At 48.1% G+C, this 22,460-nt stretch carries 20 protein-coding genes and 1 tRNA gene; 5 read left to right on the top strand and 16 right to left on the bottom strand.

What is annotated here, in order from left to right; translation table 11 throughout:
* Positions 1-47 precede the first annotated feature (47 nt).
* From PJI16_06550 to PJI16_06520, 7 genes are all read right to left on the bottom strand, one after another.
* Positions 48-1,613, bottom strand: coding sequence for a sigma-54-dependent Fis family transcriptional regulator (locus PJI16_06550; protein ID MDT3777214.1), 1,566 nt, complete (start codon positions 1,611-1,613; stop codon positions 48-50).
* A gap of 172 nt (positions 1,614-1,785) precedes the next feature.
* Positions 1,786-3,759 carry an adenylate/guanylate cyclase domain-containing protein gene (locus PJI16_06545; GenBank protein MDT3777213.1) on the bottom strand — a complete coding sequence of 658 codons (1,974 nt, stop codon included), beginning with the start codon at positions 3,757-3,759 and terminating at the stop codon, positions 1,786-1,788.
* A gap of 157 nt (positions 3,760-3,916) precedes the next feature.
* Positions 3,917-5,197 carry a HAMP domain-containing sensor histidine kinase gene (locus PJI16_06540; protein MDT3777212.1) on the bottom strand — a complete coding sequence of 427 codons (1,281 nt, stop codon included), beginning with the start codon at positions 5,195-5,197 and terminating at the stop codon, positions 3,917-3,919.
* Between the two features lie 164 nt (positions 5,198-5,361).
* Entirely contained in the window at positions 5,362-7,614 is a 2,253-nt protein-coding gene (locus tag PJI16_06535) for an adenylate/guanylate cyclase domain-containing protein (protein MDT3777211.1), read from the bottom strand.
* A gap of 181 nt (positions 7,615-7,795) precedes the next feature.
* Positions 7,796-9,139, bottom strand: a complete 1,344-nt coding sequence (locus tag PJI16_06530; GenBank protein MDT3777210.1) for a GAF domain-containing sensor histidine kinase — start codon at positions 9,137-9,139, stop codon at positions 7,796-7,798.
* Positions 9,140-9,351: 212 nt separating this feature from the next.
* Positions 9,352-9,918, bottom strand: coding sequence for a FecR domain-containing protein (locus PJI16_06525; GenBank protein MDT3777209.1), 567 nt, complete (start codon positions 9,916-9,918; stop codon positions 9,352-9,354).
* Between the two features lie 226 nt (positions 9,919-10,144).
* Complete coding sequence (locus PJI16_06520; GenBank protein ID MDT3777208.1) at positions 10,145-10,342, bottom strand: hypothetical protein; 198 nt, start codon at positions 10,340-10,342, stop codon at positions 10,145-10,147.
* 670 nt (positions 10,343-11,012) lie between these two features.
* Here PJI16_06520 and PJI16_06515 point away from each other — a divergent pair.
* The gene (locus PJI16_06515; protein ID MDT3777207.1) at positions 11,013-11,141 is read left to right on the top strand and encodes a hypothetical protein; all 129 of its coding nucleotides are present in this window, start codon (positions 11,013-11,015) and stop codon (positions 11,139-11,141) included.
* Positions 11,142-11,202: 61 nt separating this feature from the next.
* Here the strand turns inward: PJI16_06515 and PJI16_06510 are convergent, their stop codons facing one another.
* The 9 genes from PJI16_06510 to PJI16_06470 all read right to left on the bottom strand — a co-directional run bounded on the left by PJI16_06510 (position 11,203) and on the right by PJI16_06470 (position 18,626).
* Positions 11,203-11,994, bottom strand: coding sequence for a 3',5'-cyclic-nucleotide phosphodiesterase (locus tag PJI16_06510; GenBank protein ID MDT3777206.1), 792 nt, complete (start codon positions 11,992-11,994; stop codon positions 11,203-11,205).
* Positions 11,995-13,254: 1,260 nt separating this feature from the next.
* A tRNA-Asn gene (locus tag PJI16_06505) sits at positions 13,255-13,330 on the bottom strand.
* Positions 13,331-13,433: 103 nt separating this feature from the next.
* Positions 13,434-13,697, bottom strand: coding sequence for a hypothetical protein (locus PJI16_06500; protein ID MDT3777205.1), 264 nt, complete (start codon positions 13,695-13,697; stop codon positions 13,434-13,436).
* Between the two features lie 118 nt (positions 13,698-13,815).
* Complete coding sequence (locus PJI16_06495; GenBank protein ID MDT3777204.1) at positions 13,816-14,094, bottom strand: pyruvate ferredoxin oxidoreductase; 279 nt, start codon at positions 14,092-14,094, stop codon at positions 13,816-13,818.
* Between the two features lie 35 nt (positions 14,095-14,129).
* Positions 14,130-14,834, bottom strand: a complete 705-nt coding sequence (locus tag PJI16_06490; GenBank protein ID MDT3777203.1) for a 2-oxoacid:acceptor oxidoreductase family protein — start codon at positions 14,832-14,834, stop codon at positions 14,130-14,132.
* 29 nt (positions 14,835-14,863) lie between these two features.
* Positions 14,864-15,778: a thiamine pyrophosphate-dependent enzyme gene (locus PJI16_06485; protein ID MDT3777202.1), complete on the bottom strand. Its 915-nt coding sequence runs from the start codon at positions 15,776-15,778 to the stop codon at positions 14,864-14,866.
* 64 nt (positions 15,779-15,842) lie between these two features.
* Positions 15,843-17,054 (bottom strand): transketolase C-terminal domain-containing protein, encoded by a 1,212-nt coding sequence (locus tag PJI16_06480; protein ID MDT3777201.1) that lies wholly within the window; start codon positions 17,052-17,054, stop codon positions 15,843-15,845.
* A gap of 142 nt (positions 17,055-17,196) precedes the next feature.
* Complete coding sequence (locus tag PJI16_06475) at positions 17,197-17,817, bottom strand: carbon monoxide dehydrogenase beta subunit family protein (GenBank protein ID MDT3777200.1); 621 nt, start codon at positions 17,815-17,817, stop codon at positions 17,197-17,199.
* Positions 17,818-18,182: 365 nt separating this feature from the next.
* On the bottom strand, positions 18,183-18,626 hold the full coding sequence (locus PJI16_06470; protein ID MDT3777199.1) for a hypothetical protein: 444 nt from the start codon (positions 18,624-18,626) through the stop codon (positions 18,183-18,185).
* A gap of 129 nt (positions 18,627-18,755) precedes the next feature.
* On the opposite strand from PJI16_06470, the gene PJI16_06465 reads away from it, so the two are divergent.
* The 4 genes from PJI16_06465 to hslV all read left to right on the top strand — a co-directional run bounded on the left by PJI16_06465 (position 18,756) and on the right by hslV (position 22,457).
* Positions 18,756-19,580: a 3'(2'),5'-bisphosphate nucleotidase CysQ gene (locus tag PJI16_06465; GenBank protein MDT3777198.1), complete on the top strand. Its 825-nt coding sequence runs from the start codon at positions 18,756-18,758 to the stop codon at positions 19,578-19,580.
* A gap of 80 nt (positions 19,581-19,660) precedes the next feature.
* Positions 19,661-20,977 carry a methylenetetrahydrofolate--tRNA-(uracil(54)-C(5))-methyltransferase (FADH(2)-oxidizing) TrmFO gene (gene trmFO / locus PJI16_06460; GenBank protein ID MDT3777197.1) on the top strand — a complete coding sequence of 439 codons (1,317 nt, stop codon included), beginning with the start codon at positions 19,661-19,663 and terminating at the stop codon, positions 20,975-20,977.
* Positions 20,977-21,924: a tyrosine recombinase XerC gene (locus PJI16_06455; protein MDT3777196.1), complete on the top strand. Its 948-nt coding sequence runs from the start codon at positions 20,977-20,979 to the stop codon at positions 21,922-21,924. The genes trmFO and PJI16_06455 overlap by 1 nt, the downstream gene beginning before the upstream one ends.
* Entirely contained in the window at positions 21,921-22,457 is a 537-nt protein-coding gene (hslV, locus tag PJI16_06450) for an ATP-dependent protease subunit HslV (protein MDT3777195.1), read from the top strand. The genes PJI16_06455 and hslV overlap by 4 nt, the downstream gene beginning before the upstream one ends.
* Positions 22,458-22,460: the final 3 nt, after the last annotated feature.

Raw genomic sequence — 22,460 nt, 5'->3', positions numbered from 1 at the left:
GGACTGGGTGGGATCTTAAGAAAACCCGTCGAAGAGCAATTCGGTTATCAGGGGGATTCGTAGACTTCATCCCGCAAGTGATTGACCTGAATGTTATGACGTTTGATTTTTTTGATGAGGCCCTGCCGGCTTAAGCCCAACCGTTTGGCCGTTTGGACCTGATTGAACCGACAGGCCAACAAGGTCTCCTTGATCATGCGTTGCTCCAATTCATCGACAGCTTGATGGAGGCTCCGGCCTTTCGGATCTATGGTACCTCCGGTCGTTTGAACAGGGCATCGGATGCCTTCTTCAACCGCATCCTCGTGTATCGTCACTCCACGAACCATGACCATTAGCCGTTTGATTTCATTCTCTAACTGCCGGATATTTCCCGGCCAGGAATATTCCATGAATCGCTGCATGGCCTTGGCGGACAGTTTTTTCCTGGGTCGATCCATCTGCGAGCTGTAGAGGTCCAGAAAATAATTGACGAGCAGGGGGATATCTGCCGGAATCTCCCGTAAGGCCGGCGTATGCACATGAACCACTTTGAGACGATAGTAGAGATCGTCTCGAAACGTGCCGGCTTTAATTGCGGCTTCTAAGTTTTTATTGGTGGCCGCAATAATTCTGATATCGAGGGGAATGGACTCTCGCTTTCCCACCGGCTCGACGGCTCGCTCCTGCAGCACCCGTAATACTTTGGCTTGGGCGCTTACGCCCAGATCTCCAATTTCATCCAGAAACAGCGTGCCCTTATTGGCCTGTTCAAATTTGCCTATTCTGGCCTCCACGTCGGTCGCTGTCCCTTTGCTGATGCCGAATAATTCACTTTCAATTAAGGTTTCGGGTAGGGCGGCACAATTGATTGCGACAAACGGTTGACGGACTCGGGGGCTGCTGTAATGAATGGCTTTGGCCACCAATTCTTTCCCGGTTCCGTTTTCTCCGGTAATAAGCACATCCACTGAACTATCTCTGACCTGATCGATGACTCTGATCAGTCGCTGCATGGGCAGACTGTTTCCCATCAGCTTTTTCGTGGAGTACTGTCCTTCGACCTCTTTCCACAAATGCGCGTTTTCCTGTTGCAACCGTTCGCGTTCCCGCCGCAATTGTTCCATGACATGGAATTTTTGAAGAGGGATGGCGATGCTATCCACCAACGCCTGAGCCACCCTCTCATCTTGGGCCGTAAAGTCCCTGCCCTTTTTATTCACGGATTCAAAGACTCCAATGATGTCGCCGGTTCTGTCCCGAACCGGCAACGCCAACAGGGTCTGCGTTTGCTGATTCATTTGTGCGTCGATACCGGAAAAAAATCTTGAGTCCGATTGCACATCTTTGACATTAATCAACTCTCCGGAGGCTATACAGGCACCCGCAATTCCTAAGCGAGCATCCAGGCGAAGGAGCCGTCCATTCACAGGGAGAGGAAACCACAGCTCACATTCCTTCCGATCCAGCAGAAACACACTGATCCCCTCCGCCTGTAGTAATCGGCGTGATTCTTTTTCAATGAGTTGTAACAAGGTTCGTAATTCCTGCTCCTGGTTAATGTGAAGCAGAAATGTTTCAGGGAGGTCTATGCTCTTGTGAGAGATTTCTTGTTTTCCGGATCGACTCGCCATGGCGGTGTTCCTGAAAATTCCGTTGACTCCACACCACTGGACAGCAGGGAGCATCAACTGTACACATTATGACCAGGTGTGAATGGAGAAGGCAACTACCCGACCAGCCCTCCCTTTCTCCGTTCACCTGAGGAGGGTATTCGCTTACAACCCAAAATCCCAGGCCCATGACCTATCCCCTGGCTTGTTCGATGGAAGTCATAGCCGAACGTTGTTCAGGACTGCCTGCCTTCGGGAACAGACGGTACACCCTAATGCCGTTGGCTTTTCCCCTTAACGTGATTACGCCAACTTCTTTGAATCCCCATGGATGGTCCCCGAGGTAGTGCTTGGTCGTCTCTCCAATAAGGATCCGGCAGACTTCATCTTTGGGCCAGGTCTCCAACGAGTCTTTTTGGAAACTTTCTAATCGAGAGGCAATGTTTACGGAATCTCCAATGGTCGTAAATTTCAGTCGTTGTTCACTGCCCAGACTTCCGACCACAACCGGCCCCGTTTGTATGCCTATCCGCATTCGCACCTCGGGCAATCCTTGCTGTTGCCATTGAGTATTCAGACATCGCATTTCCTGTTCCAGGGCCACGGCACAACTGACCGCATTGTTGACATCCTGCCGTTTGTTTTCTTCAGTCTGACTCAGCCGGAATACCCCGAAATCCGCTTTGATCATGTCTCCATGATAATCATCAACCATCCCTCCATGGTTGTCGATGATTTTCACCATTCGCTCCATATACGTGTTGAGCCAGTCCAGAACCGTGTTAGGTTCCATGTTTTCTGCAACAGTCGTAAACCCTTCAAGATCCGTAAACAACGTCGTCACCACCAATTTTTGTGGGCGCAACCGGCCCTTTTCCAAAAATTGCTCCCGCTTCTCCCAGACAGCCTGAGCCACTTCTGAAGAGACATGTCTGGAAAAAAGCGACATCAGGATCGTCCGGTCCTGCTTTTCCCGATTCGAAAGCCAGGCTGTCACCACCATGGCATTGACCACCAATCCCACGGCTGGAGGAATAAATGGTATCCACGTTCCATACATCATCCCGCCCACCACCACTCCGCTTAGCAGCAGCATCCCCATGAGCACCGCCAGAGAGAAACGCCAGGCACCCCGAACCCACCAGCCGATGAATCCGCCCACGAGCACCCATAGCCCGATCCAGGCTGTTTCCAGGGAATCTGGAAATGTCGCAATGGGGGCTTGGCCCTCCCCCTTCGCTAAGCGGAGCAGTTGGTGCACCATATAGGCATGCAGTTCAAGACCGGGAATTTGGTCACACACCGTAAGTGCTCCGCATTGGGAGGTGTAAAAATAGTCTTTGACTCCCTGGGCGATAACCCCGATAAGCACAATGTGGTCCTCAATCAATTCCGGATTGAATGTCCCTCCCAGAACGTCTCCCAAAGAAATGATAGGAAAAACGTTCTCCCCCCGTTCAAGATCCAATAGATATTGATACCCTTGGGCGTCCGCTCCAACATAACCCCCATCATGAGATTCGAATGGGCGGATGACCGTTTTTCCAATTTGCACCCAGTCTGAATTCTCAATGGCGGGTTTTGGGACTACACTCTCCTGCTGTAAATATTGCAGAGCGAGCAGCAAAGAAAACGACCGATAGAAATGTGTTCCATCATCCAGGAATAAGAGACCGCGGCGAACGATCCCCCCGGAATCCACGATCACATCGTTAAACCCGACACGATCCGTTCCTTGTAAGAGGGCCGGACCGGGAATACCCCCCTTCTCAATTTTCCCGAATTTCATGACCATCAGAATTTCCGGGTGCGCCTTAAGAACCCGGTTAAATTCCTCCCGACCCGGCGGCACTTCCATATCCCGATAGATATCCACTCCGATCGCTCGAGGGTGATATGTCGTCAGGATGTCTAAGACTCTTGTCATGATTTCATCAGTGACCGGCCATTGCCCTAATGTACGGATATCCTGGTCTGTAATAGACACCAGCGTAATCGGAGGGTTTGTCCTTGTATTGGTCGGACGAAGACGCATCGACCAATCGTAAGCATCCAGTTCCGCACTTTCCAGAATGCCTTCCCACCGAAGCCCCATGACACCCAGAAAAACCAGGAGAGTCATGACCCCGATTTGAAAGGCGGGAGAACGAAGAGGAGAATGGCCCACAGGGATCCCCTTAACGACTCAGGTACCTTATAAATGAAAAAGAAACCGGGAAGGTATCTGCTGTACTTTGATGGTCACCACAAGCAAGTACATAGTGAGGAGAGCGCAATGAACGGGAAGAACATTGAACGCGCCTCGTACTTGATTATCAAAATTTTCAAGAAGACACGTGATCCGAAAAAAACGTGGCCGGCACTTCCATGGGCAAATGAATGTGAAAAATGGTGCCTCTATTCACTTCACTCTCGACACCGATGACTCCCGAATGGGCTTCGATAACATCCTTGACAATTTTTGTTCCCAACCCGGTTCCACCCTGTTTCCGGCTTATCGCCCTGGCCGTGAATAAGGTATCTCGAATTTCGGCTGGCATACCACGCCCGGTATCAATCACGGACACGTGAACCGTTTTTCCCATAGCCTCCATTTGTCCCGTAATCGTGATAGACCCGCCTTTGGGAACTTCGGAGATGGCGTTGTTGACAAGGTTATAAAAGGCATTAAACAGCCGGGATTCATCGGCTTGCATCACCGGCAATTCCAAAATTCCTTCATGAGCCAGAGAAATCCCTTTTTCTTGAGCGGCCAGCTTCAAGGTATCAAACACCGAAGCAACCACATGGTGAAGTTTACAAGGGGCAAAGCGTGGAGGGCTCGTCAAACCCTTCACGCAATCGGCAATTTCCTTTACCCGGTCTTGAATCCGTTTGGCATTATTGGCCACCATCCCAATGACTTCCAGACATAATTCATAACTCGCCCGGCCTTTGTCAGGATCAAACGCTGGAAGATCGGCGAAGACGTCATTCATCTCATCTCTCAAAAGTGATGTCCCACACATGACCGGCATCAGCATATTTTTTACGTCATGCCCAATGTCCCCCAGGATTCTGGCCACTTCGGCTAATTTGGCTTCCTGAAATAATCGCGCCTGCTCGATGGCCAGGGCCGTGAAAGCCCCTATGATCATTAAGATGGCCACGTCGTCCTGATTTAATCTGTCCTCCCGCTTGTTCATCACCTCCAGGACGCCTATCGGATGTCCTTCCCATCGGTTCAGAGGAATGGCAATCAGGTCCCTGGTATGGAATCCGCTCAGTTGATCGATTTTCTCAAGGTGACGCTGGTCCTCCTTCACATCCTTAATCACCACAGGGTCTCCCGTGACAAAAACCGATCCCGCAATGCCTTGCGTCCATGGAAATGCGGTTCCGGGCTTGAGTGGCTGGTCACCAATTGAATGATAAAACACCAATTCTTTCGTTTCCGAATTGGCCAACAACACGGAACCGGCCCGGCAGTTCACCACCTCCAAGGCTATCTTTAATCCCTGCTCCACCACATCTTCCACGCTGAGATGCTGAAAAAGTGCTTGGCTAATTCTCCGGGCGGCTTCCAGTTCCCGCTCCTTTCGATCCAGTTGGGTCGAGGGATTCACGGCTCGTTCCCCAATGATGTCAAAGTTGACCAGTTCTTCACCATAGCGGTACCACTTTTGGAGAATTATCAGAAAAGCGTAGCAAAATTTCAAAAAAATAGCTTGTAGGGCATTTAAGGGATCACCCAGGAGGAAGGGGCAAGCAGGATCAGACAAAATCAGGGCTATTTTTTCACTAGTGTCACCACTTTATCCCATGGTTCCTGCGGTGGATGTTTGATGAACTGTTCACAGAGTTGGAGATAAAACTCCGAAGGTCCATCTCCATCAACAAGGTCAACACACTGAGAGAACAATTCTCGGGCTATATCCCAATCTTGTATTCTAAATGCACCAAGGCCCTTAGCAAAGATCCCACTCGCTCTCATTCGATTTGGGTCAGACTCCTCGAAGCGACTGATGAGTTCGTAGATGACAAACGACGGCTCCTTTCTGTTGAGTTTAAATTGTCCAAGCTCTCTCATGAGAAAGGCTGCTTCAAGTCCATGGACGACATCGCCCGTCACGGCTATTGTCGTTCCAAGATACTTATTAAACCCTTCCACCCGGGAGGCAGTATTGAGCACATCTCCAGCGGGACGGGACTGATCGACCGCCCCCACCCTTCCGACGGCAAACTGCCCGCAATGCAATCCGATCCCGGTGCGAAGACCATACGATGCCACTTCCCGGTTAAACCGAGCAACAGATTTTGCAATATCCAATGCCGCGAAACACGCTTGTTTCCTCAAGCTCAGCGTATCCTGTGGCGCTTTCCAGATCGCCAGGATCGAATCTTCCTTCAGATCGACGATGAGCCCACCATGGTGGCGGACGGGCATAAAGAGCGCTTCAAAGTATTTCCCAAGCATATCGTTCATTTTCTGAGGATTCAGATTTTCCAATAATGTCTTATAATTGACGGTATCGATAAACAGACAGGTTCCATAGACGACTTGAGGGCCGCCCTTGAGATTACCGATGTCGCAGGACAGCGCATCCACCACATTATTGGGCAGATAGTCGCCAAAAACCTTCCGAATATTCTTTCGCTCCCTATCGGTCTCGTAATAGTTCCACAAGACCGCACTCCCGAAAGCCAGCGGACCCTGCACTAACAAGGGAATCAGGAAGGGTAACCACGTGAAGGCGGTTTTAAATGCATAAACGGTTCCTCCCAGGTACAGGAAACATAAGACAAGGACCGCTCCTGCCGCCATTATCGTCGGGACCATTCGGCAAATCATCCCAACAAGTAGCCCCCAACTCACGAGAAGCGATATTTTGGCACCCAGACTCAGGGGTTGGACGAAAGAGTCCTCCAGCATATTGGCAAAAACCGTGGCCGCAATTTCAACGCCTCCAATGACGACGCCATTAGGCTGGGAAAACACCGTATACAAACTATTTTTTCCTTCCACAAGGAACATTTCGGAAAGTCCCACAAAGACGGCTTTGTCTTTCAGATCATTTCGAGCACCCATGGTGGCATCCGACTCGGATCCCAGGATCTGATAATAGGAAATGGTTGGGATCGTCCGAGGGGGTCCATAGAAATTGAGATACCGACCCTGAGCGTTTCCGTAAACCTTGATAAGTGCGTTGAGTTGCTGGAAGTTCTTTACATCAGCTCGATAGGATCCCACAGGCCCGAGGGCTTTGAACATGTCTTCTGCCAAACGTGGATTGCCCTCAAAGACTTTTCTGATATTCCGTACTAACTCCACCAGGCCTTTGCTGGTTCGTATTGACTCAAAATCACTTGGAAGTCGGCCGGTTAAATTGGGATGCACCTGATCAAGAAGATCAATAAACTTTTCATAGACCGATGAAGAAAACAATTGGAGTGCCAGGATTGGAAAAGTTGGCGTATCGCCCCTTCCTTTTTGAAACGTCCAATACTGGTTCGCCCTAAAGGGGATTCTTGGAAGCATAAATGGCCCGGTTCCGGCGGCCGCTTCCTTAAAGAGCGCAAATGGCTTCGAGATTTTCACGATGCTATCCGGGTCAGCCCCGGCTTCTGCCATCACACCCATGGGAACTTTTTTCAAATGTACCGCATCTGCCAGCACCACATTACCGGCTCGCTGAATAGCTTTTTGGAAAATTACATCCTCCTCCGGAGATCGGGCTTCCAGAAAATTGACGTCGAAGACAATGACTTTGGCTCCGGCTTTTAACAGCCCGTCCGTTAGCCGAGCATGAAGAGAGCGAGGCCATTTATCAGGATTATCAGGGACGTTGAGATGCTCTGAAGAATCCTGATCAATACGAATGACCACCACCTCAGTCGGTGGCGGCCTGACGCCTCGCAATTGGAACAAGAGACCTAATTCAACATCTTCTTCAAAACTACGAGAGAGAGGGACAACACTGAAAACAACTCCCACGATACCAATGAGCAGACCAAACAAAACGGCCTTAATGAGTTTGGCCACGAATGCCTCTCCTCTGATTCTGGGAATCTCATTCCTGAAGATACCACCAGAACCGTCAGTACCCACTGCTCCATGTGGGCATTTCCGAACGACCTATCCCATCAGCTTCATACTCGTCGTCCACTGAGAAGCACACACCAATCAGGCCTCCTCACAATAAGACCAGCCGTCGGGACAATTTTCACAATCTCGGTGCTGGAGGGTGCACAGGAAGATACAGATAAAACGTTGTGCCCACACCCAGCTCACTTTCGACATCAATGCGTCCTCCATGTGCATCCACCACATCTTTGACAATTTTGGTCCCCAGCCCCGTCCCTTCCTGCTTGGTGGTGATGGCCTCGGGGTGAAAAAGGCGATCCCGCACTTCGGGACACATGCCCCGACCATTGTCAGAAACAGTGATGAGAATCCCTTCTCCCGGATTGTCCTTCTCTCCAAAAACCGATATCACACCTCCTCCGGGAATCTCCGGAATGGCATTGCTGATGAGATTGTAAAACGCAGTAAAAAGACGGTGTTCATCCGCTTCAATGACAGGGAGTGTGTCCAGACCGTCGGTTTCAAGAAGGACCGCCTGCTCCGCCGCATAGGTTTTAAGAGTTGCGAACACGGCCCTCACCACAGCCGATATCTGGCAGGGGGCAAAATGAGGAGGACTCGTGACACCTTTGACCGCATCGGCAATTTCCCGCACGCGCCGTTGTATCCGCCTGGCATTGTTCACAATCATCCTGGTGAGTTCCTGACAGTTGGCATAACTCGTCTCAGCCCCTTTCATCTTCCCGTCGATCCAATGCGGGAATTGCTCATCCAATTCCTCCTCCAATAATTGGGCCCCTGATAACACCGGCATCAACATATTCTTAATGTCATGACTGACATCACCCAACATTCGCACGATGACGGCGAGCTTCGCTTCTCGATAAAGACGGGATTGCTCAATCGAGTTAGCGGCAAGGGCGGACACAATTGTCAGGATGGCCACGTCTTCTTCATCCAGAAGCGATTCGCGTTTATTCAGGACTTCCAACACACCGATAGGCTTTCCTTCCCACCGTTTTAAGGGCAGAGCGATCATATCCCGTGTTACGTGTTCGGTTAACACATCGATGGCTTCATAATGGCGGTGATCCCGTTTGACGTCCGGGATCACGATCGGCTTTCCTGAATGAAACACGGCCCCGGCAATCCCCTTGTCCCATGGAATCGCCGTTCCGGTTTCTACCGGGCTGGCTCCAATGGAATGCCGGAACACGAGCTCCTCCGAATCCTGACTGGCGAGAAGAATGGATCCGCTCTCCGCTCCAACAACCTCCAGCGCAGTGGTGAGTGTTTTTTCAACCAGCTCATCAGTGTGAAGATTCTGAAAAAGCACTTCCGTCATGCGGCGGGCCGCTTCCAACTCCCGGTTTCGCTGTATCAATCGTCGGTCTTCTATCCGGCGAGGCTCTTTACGCCGGTCCGTAACAGACATCTGAAATGAGGAGGATTTGCATTCCAATTCCACAACTGTTTCTCCCATGAAATTGTGTGAGTCATCCCATAAAGACTACCCACATGATTCAAAAAATTTCATACAGCCGGTCAATGCATGGTTTGTTTCCACTTTAAATACCATTACCCCCTCACCCTTCTGGCTGCCTTTTTATTTTGAACAAATAACATTGATGTACCGGCCATCCCTCTTGGCTCCCTTCTTCAGTATCGACCATCACCGGATTTGAGGACATGTGGTTACGCCAGCGCTTTTACCTTTGCTGAAACGACCGATTTCCACCCGGCGAGAGAAAACGTTCGGTCATCCCTAGGCGACCACACCCTTCCCATCAAGGATGGTGATTCCGTTTGAGTGTCTCTGATCCGAATTATTCCTTCCGTTTCCCCCGCACCTGCACTGACAAATGGGGTGTTTATCTCTATCGCGCGAATGGCACGGGTGAAAACATCGGTCGCACTGTCGACGGGGACGACCAGAACGGTCTGTTCCTTTTGAATTCCTCCCAGCGTGATGGTGGTGTTTTGATCCAACCGGAGTACCGCTTGATTGGCAAGGGCGATATCCGCCCGGCCTCCGTCACCTACCCGAATGCGATCCCCGGCACAGAGAATATCGTGGAGACTCACCGGCTTCCATTTCTCGACATGCACGCGGCGGACCTCCACTCTGCCCTGAACGGACACGACCGTCGCCACAATCGGATGGCATTCCGCAGCCGAGGTGACCGACGTGGTAAGCCCGACAGCCAAGAAGCTGATGCACAGAAGCCAAGTGGAACAGACAGAAACTTCGTTCCTGGTCATATTTCACCCATGTTTAGTGTATGGAGGAGATGCATCCTGTGTGCTCGTCTTCCGATGTATTGATAAGCGGAAAACGGGGAATTTTGGGTGAGAATATTCATACAGTATTCCACTCCTTTTTTTCTCGGATTTCCTAGCAATGATACCGTGGCTTGAATTCGGAGGCTTTGACGACACGAGGCGTCGAATGACGCGAGGGGAGAAAGCGTCCGAAGGTTAGAGGACGTTACGGGCTTATGGTCCCGCCATTTGGATCCTCTTCTTTTTTTCTGACAATTCGTGCCGCCAAATCTTGGGTCTCAACACCGCGCCCTTTGTGGTTTTTGACATTTTCGACTTCATCCACCCATTGTTCCCATGCTTTAAGAATACCTTTGAAGAGACGGATGATCTGTCGGTTAAAGATGACGGTTTCTTGTTGCATGGGCATGTTCCTTCTCTCACATTTCTGCGCAACGAGTCATCGAATCGTTCCTATGCCCCAACGACGCCTCAACGACTTGGCAAATCCTGTTTTTCAAAGTCTGAGACTAGTGAGGAGGAGGGAGCATCCGTGTTCCGCACCTTCTACCTCCCTCCGAATCCGACTCCTTTCGTCGTGAATTCCTTGGCGACACCAAGGAATTAAACCCAGAGAGGCGGGTTCATTAGGAAGCAACGATTGCGTGTTCAAAGGCACGAGCCCAAGCGACTCTCTCTGTATATGTCGCACCCCTACAATCCTTTCTCATGGATTGGGAGATCATGCCATGAAGATGATTGAGGCTCATGGTTTTTGTGATTTTGATCACGTAAGTTGTTATTGAGGCAACTTCAATACCATTCATATGTTGGGTGCCCTTACCAATTTCCTTGAAGATAACCACTTGGCTGAAAACAGAAATTTCCGTTTTCAAAGCATTTCAGCTGTGGTTATGCCATGTCAGGCACCACGGAAGGGTATCCATTTGGATACATAATTTATCTATTTAGATACATGTCTTGGTTGACGACTGTTTGTCTTTGAATCTCCCAAGGTCAATCATTGCGATCTCTGTATGGTCTTTTAGTCCGAATGCTCCATGGTCCCCCTCAAATTACTCAGGACAGGACTGATGGATCGAGATGCTGTTTCTGAGAGAGAGAATGAAAAATCCGAAAGATCCAAGGCAGATATTGGAATTGTCGGAGGTGTTGTAGGTTTGAATAAAGAAGGACTACACCACGCCAATGAGATAGTTTGAAAAGCGGGTGAACCTTGGGAAATGAACGTGAAGAATAGAGAGCTAAGGAAAAATGGCATTTCTAAAATTTCACTTCCTGGCCTTCTTCCAATATGGTGACGTGAGGGATGTCCAGATGGCTTATTTCATCAATGATTTGGTCTCGTACGGTAGGCTTCATATGGTAGACGTATAAGGGCAGATCAGGTTTTCCGATTTTTCGATATTCGTGGGCTAAAAGAGTTGGCGTGAGATGTTTACTTCGAGAGGCCAAAGCTTTCATTGAATCGGGAAAGGATACCTCAATAAAGACGCCTTTTAAATTTGGTATTCGGGCCGCCTCTTGCCAAAGGTTTTCCGTCACATAGGTATCTCCACTATAAATCCAGGCCACCTCGTCATCCTGAATAATAAACCCCGAGGTTTCGACGGTATGGTTAACGGGAATGGGGGTTACTCTAATTCTTCCAGGCAAACGCCATTCCCGTTTGGGCTCTAACTCCTCGCCACGTACCATGGAATATTGAGATTCTGGAAGATGGAAGAAATTCGGAAATACTAAATCGTTAAAGACATGCTTCTGGAGTCCAACTAAAACCGAGGGTAAACTTGCTATCACGATTTGATGATCCACCCGTCCTGACATGTTATCGACAAGTGGGGGAATGCCTTTTACGTGATCTAAATGCAAGTGGGAAAGGAGAATATGTGTGATCCGCTTTTGCTCCTCTAAAGTGAGTCCTGATGCTAATGTTCCAGCATCTACCATCAGTTCTTCATTAACCAAGAACCCTACGCTCCGACAAATATGCTGACTGGTCGGTCCATTCAAGAGCAGATCAGACCCATGGGCTCCCAATACCCGAATATTCACAATAAGCCCTTCGAATAAAAGCAATGATTCATATGTATGCTACACAGTTTGCAAAATTCAAAAAATGTAGTTATCGGATCAATTTCAAATCGTGAAATCCTCTGGGAGTTACCTACTCTTTGGGAAAAAGACAATCAGAACATCTTTTCTGTTTTTTTAATTTATCCCATTCCATGTCTCGTGCCTGTGACGTTCATCACTTTTTTGGTGTAATTACCCTCACATTTTGCCAAATCCATATTTTTTAAAAATAATCAATTTCACCAAACAAGATCTGTGGGACTTCAATCCCATAATCTATTGATATAGATATATTCCTGGTAATCGTAAGTCTTCCGTTTTCTTTCAGAGCCTTAAGGGTTCGACTCAAGGTTTCACTGATGCATCCTACCATTTTGGTTAATTCCTTGAAGTATGGGCGATGGGAAATCCATCATCGCCTCTGAGTCTCTAACCCAAACTGGACCTCTCTTTAATCAAACAGACATCGACCCACAACCCCCATAAATATCAGACATCACGAGACTGCGATCTTGTTCCCTGACTGTTCGCAATCATTGGGAAAGGTTTTTGAGAAATTTCATAACAATGCCTAAATGGTTTTTTAAGAGTTCCGTCATCTCGTTTCAGCTCAATAAAAAACCCACTAGGCTCCACCATTATCACTGATGGGGACCGTGGAGCCGCTTCCAGGATAGCCATTTCACCGAAAAAATTTCCTTAATCTAAATACGAGAGGATACATTTCTGCCCGTTTTTGCCCTTTAAATGTACTTTGAATTTGCCTGACAAGATGATGACCAATCCTTGGCCTGAATCGCCTTCTAGGAATATGTCATTTTTGTTAGGCCATTTCTGACTACTTCCCGAAACGACCAACAGACTGATTTCCGGATCCCATAAGTCGGAAAGAGTCAGACATTTTTAATAGTTTGGTTGTTCATCACCTAGAGAAAAATTCACTTAGGCATTATCCTTTCTTTGGATTTATACAGGCTCGGTTGTAATTTGGATAAAATGAACAAAACTTTTGAATTCAACATATTTGGTGATATCACTAATTCCTAAAGCAAAAACTATACTACAACTCATTAATTACAGAATTTCCGAATTCCGCCGGACATGGAAGTGGCTAATGGCTGTTAATTAAGTATTGGGGCGAGGGAGGAATGAAGTGCTCATCTGCATTTTATAGAATAGCTTGCTTCTGACAAAAAAAAGCCCTTTGCAATCGTAGAATGCAAAGGGCTTTAGCCAATGTGGCTCCTCGGGCAGGACTCGAACCTGCGACCATTCGGTTAACAGCCGAACGCTCTACCAACTGAGCTACCGAGGAACGAATATTAGTTAAGTGCGAATCTTCTCAGTTAAAAGATGATCATAGCCTGACGGCCGGATTTCTTCAAGATCCGATGAAGTATTTTACGGATTTTTATGACTTAGAACTGAAAATCCGCAGAATCCTCTTCCCCCTCATCTGCCTCTGACGCACCTCCATCAGATAACTTCACGTAGTGTCGTGCCCAGGATAAATAGATATTGGCACTATCTTTCATGGCATCAGTGCCTTTTATAAGTTTGCCAACAATTTCCTGGTCTCCCCCATTGATTTCGATCTCTCGTGCTTTGCTTTCTAAGGCATGATGAAAATTTTCCATCTCTTCGGTCAACTTCTGCATATGATCATTCAAATCGATACTCATTTTATCTTACCTCTAAATCAACTAATGCATTATTAGGTGGCGGTTCCCCTCAAACAAATAAAAAAGCCCTACGACCAATCACCAGACGGAAGATCGTAGGGCTTTTCGTCTTTTAGAGTTACCCCTGATAGGCTTGACCCAACTCCGCGGCTTCTCCAGCCTTTTCCATTAAGGTTCCATCTGAATTTACAGCGACCATCTCAATGGCTTCATGTTTAGCGGCGTCACACACGACTTTACACAGCTCACAACCCTTGCACCTGTCAATATGCACTTCGGCTATCATTTTGTCTGAATTGAGATCCAAACAATTAGCTTCCGGGCAATACATGATGCAGAGCCGACAGCCTTTTTTCGCCACACACTTTTCTTCCGTCACTAAGGCAACATTATACATCTATCTCTTTCCTTCGATCATGAGGTTCTCGGTATTTACGCAGCAGCGGCTTCTCCAACCATTAATTCAACCTTATTTTTCTCCGCCCATTCCGCAGCGATTTCATAAGATCTAGCCACCGTATCGAGATTCTTTTTTAACAACATTTCTTTCTTCGCAAACTTCTTCTTAATGGCTTCGTCCAGCGTTGCCGTACCGCCAGATGCCACAAACTTTTTACCAAACCGTTCTTGTAAGGCCAAATCCAAGCCATTCATGGATACACACTTCGTAATTCCTGCTACCGAACCAATCATGGTCATGTTTGTCGCCAATTCAGTCCCTGCAACTTCCAGGGCAATATTCGTCCCTGGTATGTTAAAGACCGACACATTGAGATCTTTGAGTCGCTTCACATCTTCGTCAGACAAAAGGGGCATGTCGGTATTAATGATCACAAGCCCACCCTCTTTGATCCCTGAATAAAATGGCATCGTATAACTCTTCCCCATCGTAATGACTTGAGGATGAAATACTTGAATCACATCAGGAAACACGAGTTCGCCACGGTCGTAAATCTTTCTCAACCCTATTCGACAATAACTCTCGGCTGGCGCCATGCGTTTTTCTGCTCCAAAGAATGGGTTTGATATAGCAAACTTACCATCCTTAGATGCAGCCATGGCCATGACATGGGCAGCTGTCACGGCACCCTGCCCTCCCAGGCCTGACATTCGGATATTGATTCGACGTATAATCATGGAATATCTCCTCTCACATGTCCAGCCGTTTACACTGTTACTGTTTGGGAAGCAAGCTGCCTTTTCGCTTCAGCCTTTCGTTCCTTTTCCTTCGCTGCCAATTCGGCCAATAATTCCTTTGCCGGTTCACTAACATATTCTTTATATGCAAACCGTTCTGTTGGCTTTTCGGAATCACGCATTTCCTGCAAACCTTCCATACTGTTTTTCCCAATTTCCAAGATACATGGCGTATACAACTGGAGGTAAGTTGGCCCAATTTCACGCGCAATATGCACAGCATTTTTAATTACTTTTTCAATGAGATTTGGTTTGCTGACCGTACAATTCACCACATAATGGCAACCGGATTCCCTGGCAATTTCGGGAAGACGAACTTTTTCAAAAGTCTTACCTACAGGGGCCATCTTGGCAACAAAACCCTTTTGCATAAGCCCACTCTCTTGACCACCGGTATTGGCATACAACTCGTTATCAAAACAAATGGTAGTAAATTTCTCCTGACGGAACCAGGCCTGCAAGGTCATGTCTAAACCAATATCCACCGTAGCCCCGTCTCCTGCCAGCACTACTACGTCTTTGTGGCGATCAGGAAACCGAACCGTCAACGCCCGTTTCAACCCAGATGCAACGGCATTTTGATTGCCGAACAATGAATGGATATTGTGGACCGCCACATGTGGGAATACCAAGCTGGTACATCCCGTCGAACCCACCATCACTGTATCCTCTGGATTCGGCAAAGAGGCAAGGATATAGCGAAATGCCATGGACTCTGGACATCCAGCGCAAAGGGAATGCTCTTCAATGAGCTCTTTTGCATTACCGATATCCTTCCATCCCCGTTGCTCATTCCCATACGTCGCCCGCTTAACTAAATCCTGATACTCAGCGGGCATGATATCGAATAACTCCTCTGCGATTTTTATTCTTTCTTTACTCATGAATTTCTCCTTATTGTCGTGATCTGTTTGAGAGCCATACTCTCATCGAGGACTTTCCGTTGCATCAACCCCCACGCCCAGCCAAGGAAGGTGCCTTAACGCCTAACACCGTTTTGATTTCAGCAGCGATTATTTCAGGCGGCATCGTCATCCCACCGCATACATGGGGACCCGCATGAACCCGATTATTATTTGGAATGGTTGCACTCACTTCACGGGCCAACCATCCAGTGACATTAAATTCAGGAACAATAATGTGGTTCGCATGTTTTGTAGCCTCCCTGATCTCCTCTCCTGGCCATGGGCGTAGAGTTTTGACCTTCACCAAACCAACCTTAATCCCTTCCTCTTCCAATATCGCAATGGCTTCCCGGCTTTGCGAGACTGCCGTTCCCGAGGCCACGACAATGATATCCGCATCAGTATTTTCGGTATCAATCAGTCCATCCATCCAACGGATAGTATGCTTCCTGGACCGCTCAACAGCCGCCCAAACCTCTTGCTGCCAACTCGCATGGGTGGCGTAACTGATATAATTGCTTTTCATCACAAATGGATCTCTCATCATGCGAACAGGAGGGCATTCCATGTCCATACATGGAACAGGTGACCGATAAGGATCGTACGGTGGCAGGCACATATCCACGGGGGTCAGATCAACCATATCCTTCGTATGGGTCACAAAAAATCCATCGCAGCATAAGGCCAGTGGCAAATGGACATCAGGTTCTTCCGATACCATGTACCCCTTGAGTATCCAATCATAAAAATCTTGTGCAGTTTCTGCATGCCACACCAGCATACCCGTCTGCATCAGATAAGAAATTTCCAAAGTATCCGGCTGGATCGAGAGCGGAGAGTTGATGCCACGACAGGTTACAATCATTTGAATAGGCAATCGCGCTCCAGCCCACATGGGGAAATTTTCCATAGCCCGCATCGTGCCTGGTCCAGCGGTGGTGGTAAATACTCTGGCACCACCAAAAGCTGCTCCCGCACATTGGGACATGACGGCAAATTCACTCTCCCCTCGGAAGTAATCACCAATATAACCTTCGGCAAAGAGTTCCCCGCACAAAGCAGCAGCTTCACTTTGAGGTGTAATGGGATACGCGACCATTATGTCACAGGAGGCTCGACGTACGGCCTCTTTAATGACTTCGCTCCCGGTAAAGAACGATGGCGTCCTTGCCGCCTCATTCATCATGTGCCAGGGATCGGTATACACCTGCTCTTTTTTGTTTTTTTGTCCTATAAAAGAAGCTTGAGCGGCCATAACTTTGACCTCCTTTTTCTGCTTCAGGGTGAAAAACGTCAGATTTTCCTAAAATACAATACTTACAATCACAGAGGAAACTTTATCAGAACAAGCACTTCATATTTTCATCTACAATAAAGACGGACCCAGAACGATTCCCCTAATGCTTCACAGGAGGAGGAACCGACCCCTTCAACTTCTTTACCCAATCTGCCAATCTAATTATTTTATCAGCTGTCGCGTCACGAACGGACAACATGGCATCTTCATGGCCTGCTTGCGCACACATAGCAATAGTATAACAGTTCGTGCCACCACGAATGATCTTGAGAGAAAGATTGGCCTGATGGCAATGGACGCCCACAAACATACAGGCATCAATTTTATTATGCCAGATGGTCAAATTTGGATGGTTCGGGTTAATTTCAATTTCAGGATTAATTTTAGGATACTTCGGTCTATAATCCGGCATGGGAATAAGCATAGCCTGCTGACAGGAAGAATCCACACATTCCTTAATGGTTTCATACAAATGGCGAATTGCTTTGGCTTTCTTGGCAGCCTTGTCATTCCAAGCCCATAGGACCAATGGTCCAGGGAAAATTGTAGGAACTTTGGCCGAAAGAAACTGTCTGGCTGCTTCCTCCAAGGCTTCTTCTTCAGAAACTATGCTACCATGAATATGTCCCTGACCTGGGTCGGGGAGTCGAATCCCCATAGAAGCCGCCGACGGTGGCAAAAAATGTTCGGGTCCTGGCATAACCCTATAAGAAGTTGTCATCGTACCCTCATGTCTCCATTAAAAAAAATTGACAATACTACCCGTTGCATCTCCTTACTGTAAGAAGACAATAAGCAAATCTCAAGATCAAAAAAGACCCACCGGTCAAAAATATTTGACTTTTTGAGAATATACCTATGAGTCTTTTGCCCTATAATTAAGAATATTCCTTAATAACCTAGCCTAGTATAAGAAGGCGCATTAAAAATTGTCAATTTGACAATTGTCGATAACAGATGCAATAGGCAATTTTTCACAGTAAAGAGCTTCATGACTGTCAATTTGTTATTTGTTTGAAGAAGTAAAGACCTAAGATTGAGAAAAAGGGAATGAAAACCCCCGGCAGGCAAAAAAGAGAACATGGCCTATCTGGCTCTTACCTTCAAAATAGCGTATCGCCACGTAGCTTCACCAATAATTTTTGGGATCGCGGAAAAAGGAATGGTTAAAGAAAAATCTCTCGCCTGTTTCGGAGGGATTTCCAACGAGATCTCTGCGGTTTCTTGCCCAACAATTTCACATTCCGTCGCATGGCAATCCTCAATCGTAGCTTGGATAGTCACGGAAATGATGGTAAAGATTTGAGCTGCATTTTCAAGCCTCCCAGTCAGCACAAACGATCGGGAGTTCAGTCCGGGTCGAACGTCCATGTGAGAAAGTTGGACCTGGCTAATAGGAATCCGCTGAAACTCCAATTCCCGCTCCTGGGTATCCTGCCAAATAATGAACGCGATGGCTCCAAACAGAACCATCAGGATCACCCCTAGGACGCGACGAAATTTCGGCAAATACGCCGCGACCAAAATCATGATTAATATCAATAGGATAATAGTAAATGGCAGCATATATCTCACAGGCCGTAGGTGCGAGAAAAATTCTTATTCCTCTTCAACACCCTTATCGGCCTTCTGATTCCCCTTCTTTCACCGGAGGAAGCAATGCCAGATTTTTCTCATGAAATCGAAATCGCCTCGCATCTGGCCAGGAAGGCTGGGGAGATTATCATGGAAATCTATAAAAATGGTTTTGCGGTCATGTACAAGGGCATTAACGATCCCGTCACCAAGGCCGATCAACAGGCCAACGCTCTTATCGTAGATGAATTACACACACATTTCCCACAAGATTCAATCGTGGCGGAGGAAAGCCCCCTACCCTGCAACTCTTTAACGACAGGCCGGACCTGGTACATAGATCCCCTGGATGGAACGAAAGAGTTTATTGCACACAACGGGGAATTTTCCATCATGATCGGACTGACGATTGATGCTCATGCCAAACTTGGCGTCGTCTACTGGCCTACCCGCGACGAACTCTATGCCGGTCTGACGGACCAGACGGCTTGGGTAGAACGCAACGGGGACCGCCAAAAACTCTTCGCTTGCGAATCCAAATGCCCCACCAACATTTCATTAGTTACCTCTCGCTCCCATAGATCCCCAGCACTTTCTACCATTAAACAATCATTACCCATCCACAAAGAACAACAGATGGGAAGTGTGGGACTGAAAATTGCTCAGATTGCTCAAGGAACAGCTGATGTCTACATTGAACCCAGTCCGTATACCAAAGCATGGGATGCCTGTGCACCTGAAGCCATTTTGCGAGGTGCCGGTGGGTACTTTACCGATATTCACGGGAAACCCATCCAATATGGCCTCAATAATTTTCGCAATCTCCACGGGTTGGTCGGAAGCACTCCAGACATTCATCAACGCGTGATTCATGCCTTGACGGGTCGATGTTCCTCGTGTGAAAGTTGACACCTTTTTCCGGCGATTCTTAGAATTTATTCTTTAATACCTTATTCAGCGACTTTTTCAATTATTATTCTCACACAATTATGAGAAAAGACCTCGTCATTATCGGAGGCGGCTTAGCCGGATCAGAAGCGGCTTGGCAGGCGGCCAACTCTGGAGCCAGAGTGACCCTGTATGAAATGCGGCCCAAGGAAGAGACAGCCGCGCATAAGACCGATCACCTAGCCGAGATCGTCTGCTCAAATTCCCTTGGATCGAATGATCCCCTCAGCGCTCCGGGTATGTTGAAAGAGGAGATGCGCCAACTGAACTCTTTGATCATCCGAATTGCTGACGAGGTGCGAATCCCGGCAGGGACGGCATTAGCAGTAGATAGAGACCAATTTGCCTCCAAGGTGACCCAGGCATTAGCCGAACACCCGAATATCAAAATTCTTCGAGAAGAGATCCACGAAATTCCCGAGGATGCGCTGTGCATAATTGCCACCGGCCCCTTGACCTCACCAAAATTGTCTGAGGCGATCATCCAGTTCACTCAATCGAAAAATCTGTTTTTCTTCGACGCCATCTCACCAATTGTGGATGCCGATTCCCTCAACACAGACCGGACGTTTCTGGCATCACGATATGAAAAAGGTACGGCGGATTACGTGAATTGTCCCATGGACGAAGAAACCTATAACGCCTTTTATAATGCATTGATCGAAGCTGATCGCGTCCAACCAAAGTCTTTCGAGAACGTGCCGTATTTTGAAGGGTGTCTCCCAATTGAGGTCATGGCCGACCGTGGTCGGCAAACCTTATTGTTTGGTCCCCTCAAACCTGTGGGATTAATTGATCCTAAAACCGGCCAACGACCCTATGCTGTGCTACAATTACGTCCAGAAAACGCATATGGCTCCTGCTACAATCTGGTAGGATTTCAGACAAAACTCACCTACCCGGAGCAACGCCGAATCTTCAGAATGATCCCGGGCTTGGAACAGGCAGAATTTTTACGATGTGGAAGCATCCACCGAAATACGTATATCAATGCACCCATCCTCTTACAAAACACCTTGCAAGTAAAAAAACAGCCTCGCATCTTTTTTGCCGGACAATTGGTTGGAGTAGAAGGTTATGTAGAGGCTGCAGCTAGTGGAGGGATAGCCGGAATCAATGCCGCTCGCATCTTATCAGGCCGTTCACCGGTCACCCCACCACCCTCTACCGCTCATGGAGCACTTCTCCATTACATTACGACCTGTGAGCCAAAGCACTTTCAACCGATTAATTCCAATTTTGGACTATACCCGCCACTTGATACACCGGTGCGAGACAAACAGAAGAAACGACAACTCATCCAAGAACGGGCTACTTCCCATTTCAAAGCATGGATGACGCAATCCGAGCTTTCGTAATGTACCTTCAATTGGAACGGGGAGTTTCACCTGAAACAAGCCGAAGCTATCAGTCCGACCTCAAACAATTCATGGCGCACATTCGACACACACTTTCAGTGAATGACCTTTCACAGCCTGGTGCAATTGACTCCATCCATATTCGATCCTTTCTCAAGAGCCTCAGCGATCAAGGGTTAAAAAAACCCTCACTTGCCAGAAAACTGGCATGCCTCAAAAGCTTTTTCCGTTTTTTAGTTGAAGATGGACGGGTACCGCGTAATCCGGCATCGACGGTTCGTTCACCTCGACAAGGAACACGTCTTCCCACTGTCCTCACCAAGGACGAAGCCAATACCCTGTTAGACGCGTCAGCATCCCAGAGATGGATTGAGTTGAGAAACCACGCCATTCTAGAAACGTTGTATGCAAGCGGAGCCCGGGTATCAGAACTGGTCGGATTAAATTGGGGAGATGTGGATCTAGAAACCAGATCGATCCGATTGCGTGGGAAAGGGAAAAAAGAGCGGATGGTGCCTATTGGCACAGTGGCGGCTGAGGTCATCTTGGAATATCAACGTCATCTGCCCCACAAGAACAAGGTTGTACCAACCGGAACATCAGCTCCACTCGTACCCTGCTCAGGATCCCAACCCCTTTTTCTTAATGCTCGAGGAGGACGATTAACCGCTCGAAGCGTGGAACGCATGATGAAGCAAGAGACCGAACACCGTTTCAATAAGACGGTTACTCCCCACACCTTGCGCCATTCTTTTGCCACCCATCTTCTCGATGAGGGCGCGGACCTGCGAGCCATCCAGGAACTCTTGGGGCATGCTTCGCTCGCCACAACCCAAAAATACACCCATGTGGCAACTGACCAACTCATGGCCGTTTATGACCGGGCACATCCCCGATCCGGCTCTTCTCACTCCATACCCCCAGAAGGAGGCCTTCTCAAACGATGAAGATTCGATCCACTACGATTTTGTGCGTCCGCAAGGGGGCTTCAGTAGCTATGGGCTGTGATGGCCAGGTCACCGTCGGCAGCACGATTATGAAAAGTAACGCCAGGAAACTCCGGAAAATGCATCAAGACCAGGTCCTGACCGGCTTTGCGGGAGCCACAGCAGATGCGTTTACCTTATTTGAAAAATTCGACACGAAGCTGGAAGAATACCGAGGAAATCTAACTCGAGCCGCTGTTGAGCTGGCGAAGGATTGGCGAACCGACCGAGTCCTCCGACGATTGGAAGCGCTTTTGGCGGTGGCTGACCGGGAACATTCATTCATTATTACCGGCACGGGTGATGTGGTCGAACCGGAAGATGGAATTTTGGCCATTGGATCGGGCGGACCCTATGCCTTATCGGCGGCTCGAGCTCTCCTGGCTCATACTGAACTGCTACCCTCCCAGGTTGTCGAACAAAGCATGCAAATCGCCGCCGGCATCGATATTTATACCAACCATCACATTGTCATTGAGGAGTTATCGTCATAACGT

Source organism: Nitrospira sp. MA-1 (genome assembly GCA_032139905.1).
Taxonomy (GTDB): Bacteria; Nitrospirota; Nitrospiria; order Nitrospirales; family UBA8639; genus Nitrospira_E.
Note: the sequence above shows the minus strand (reverse complement) of the source record. Positions and strands in the feature narration are given on the sequence as shown.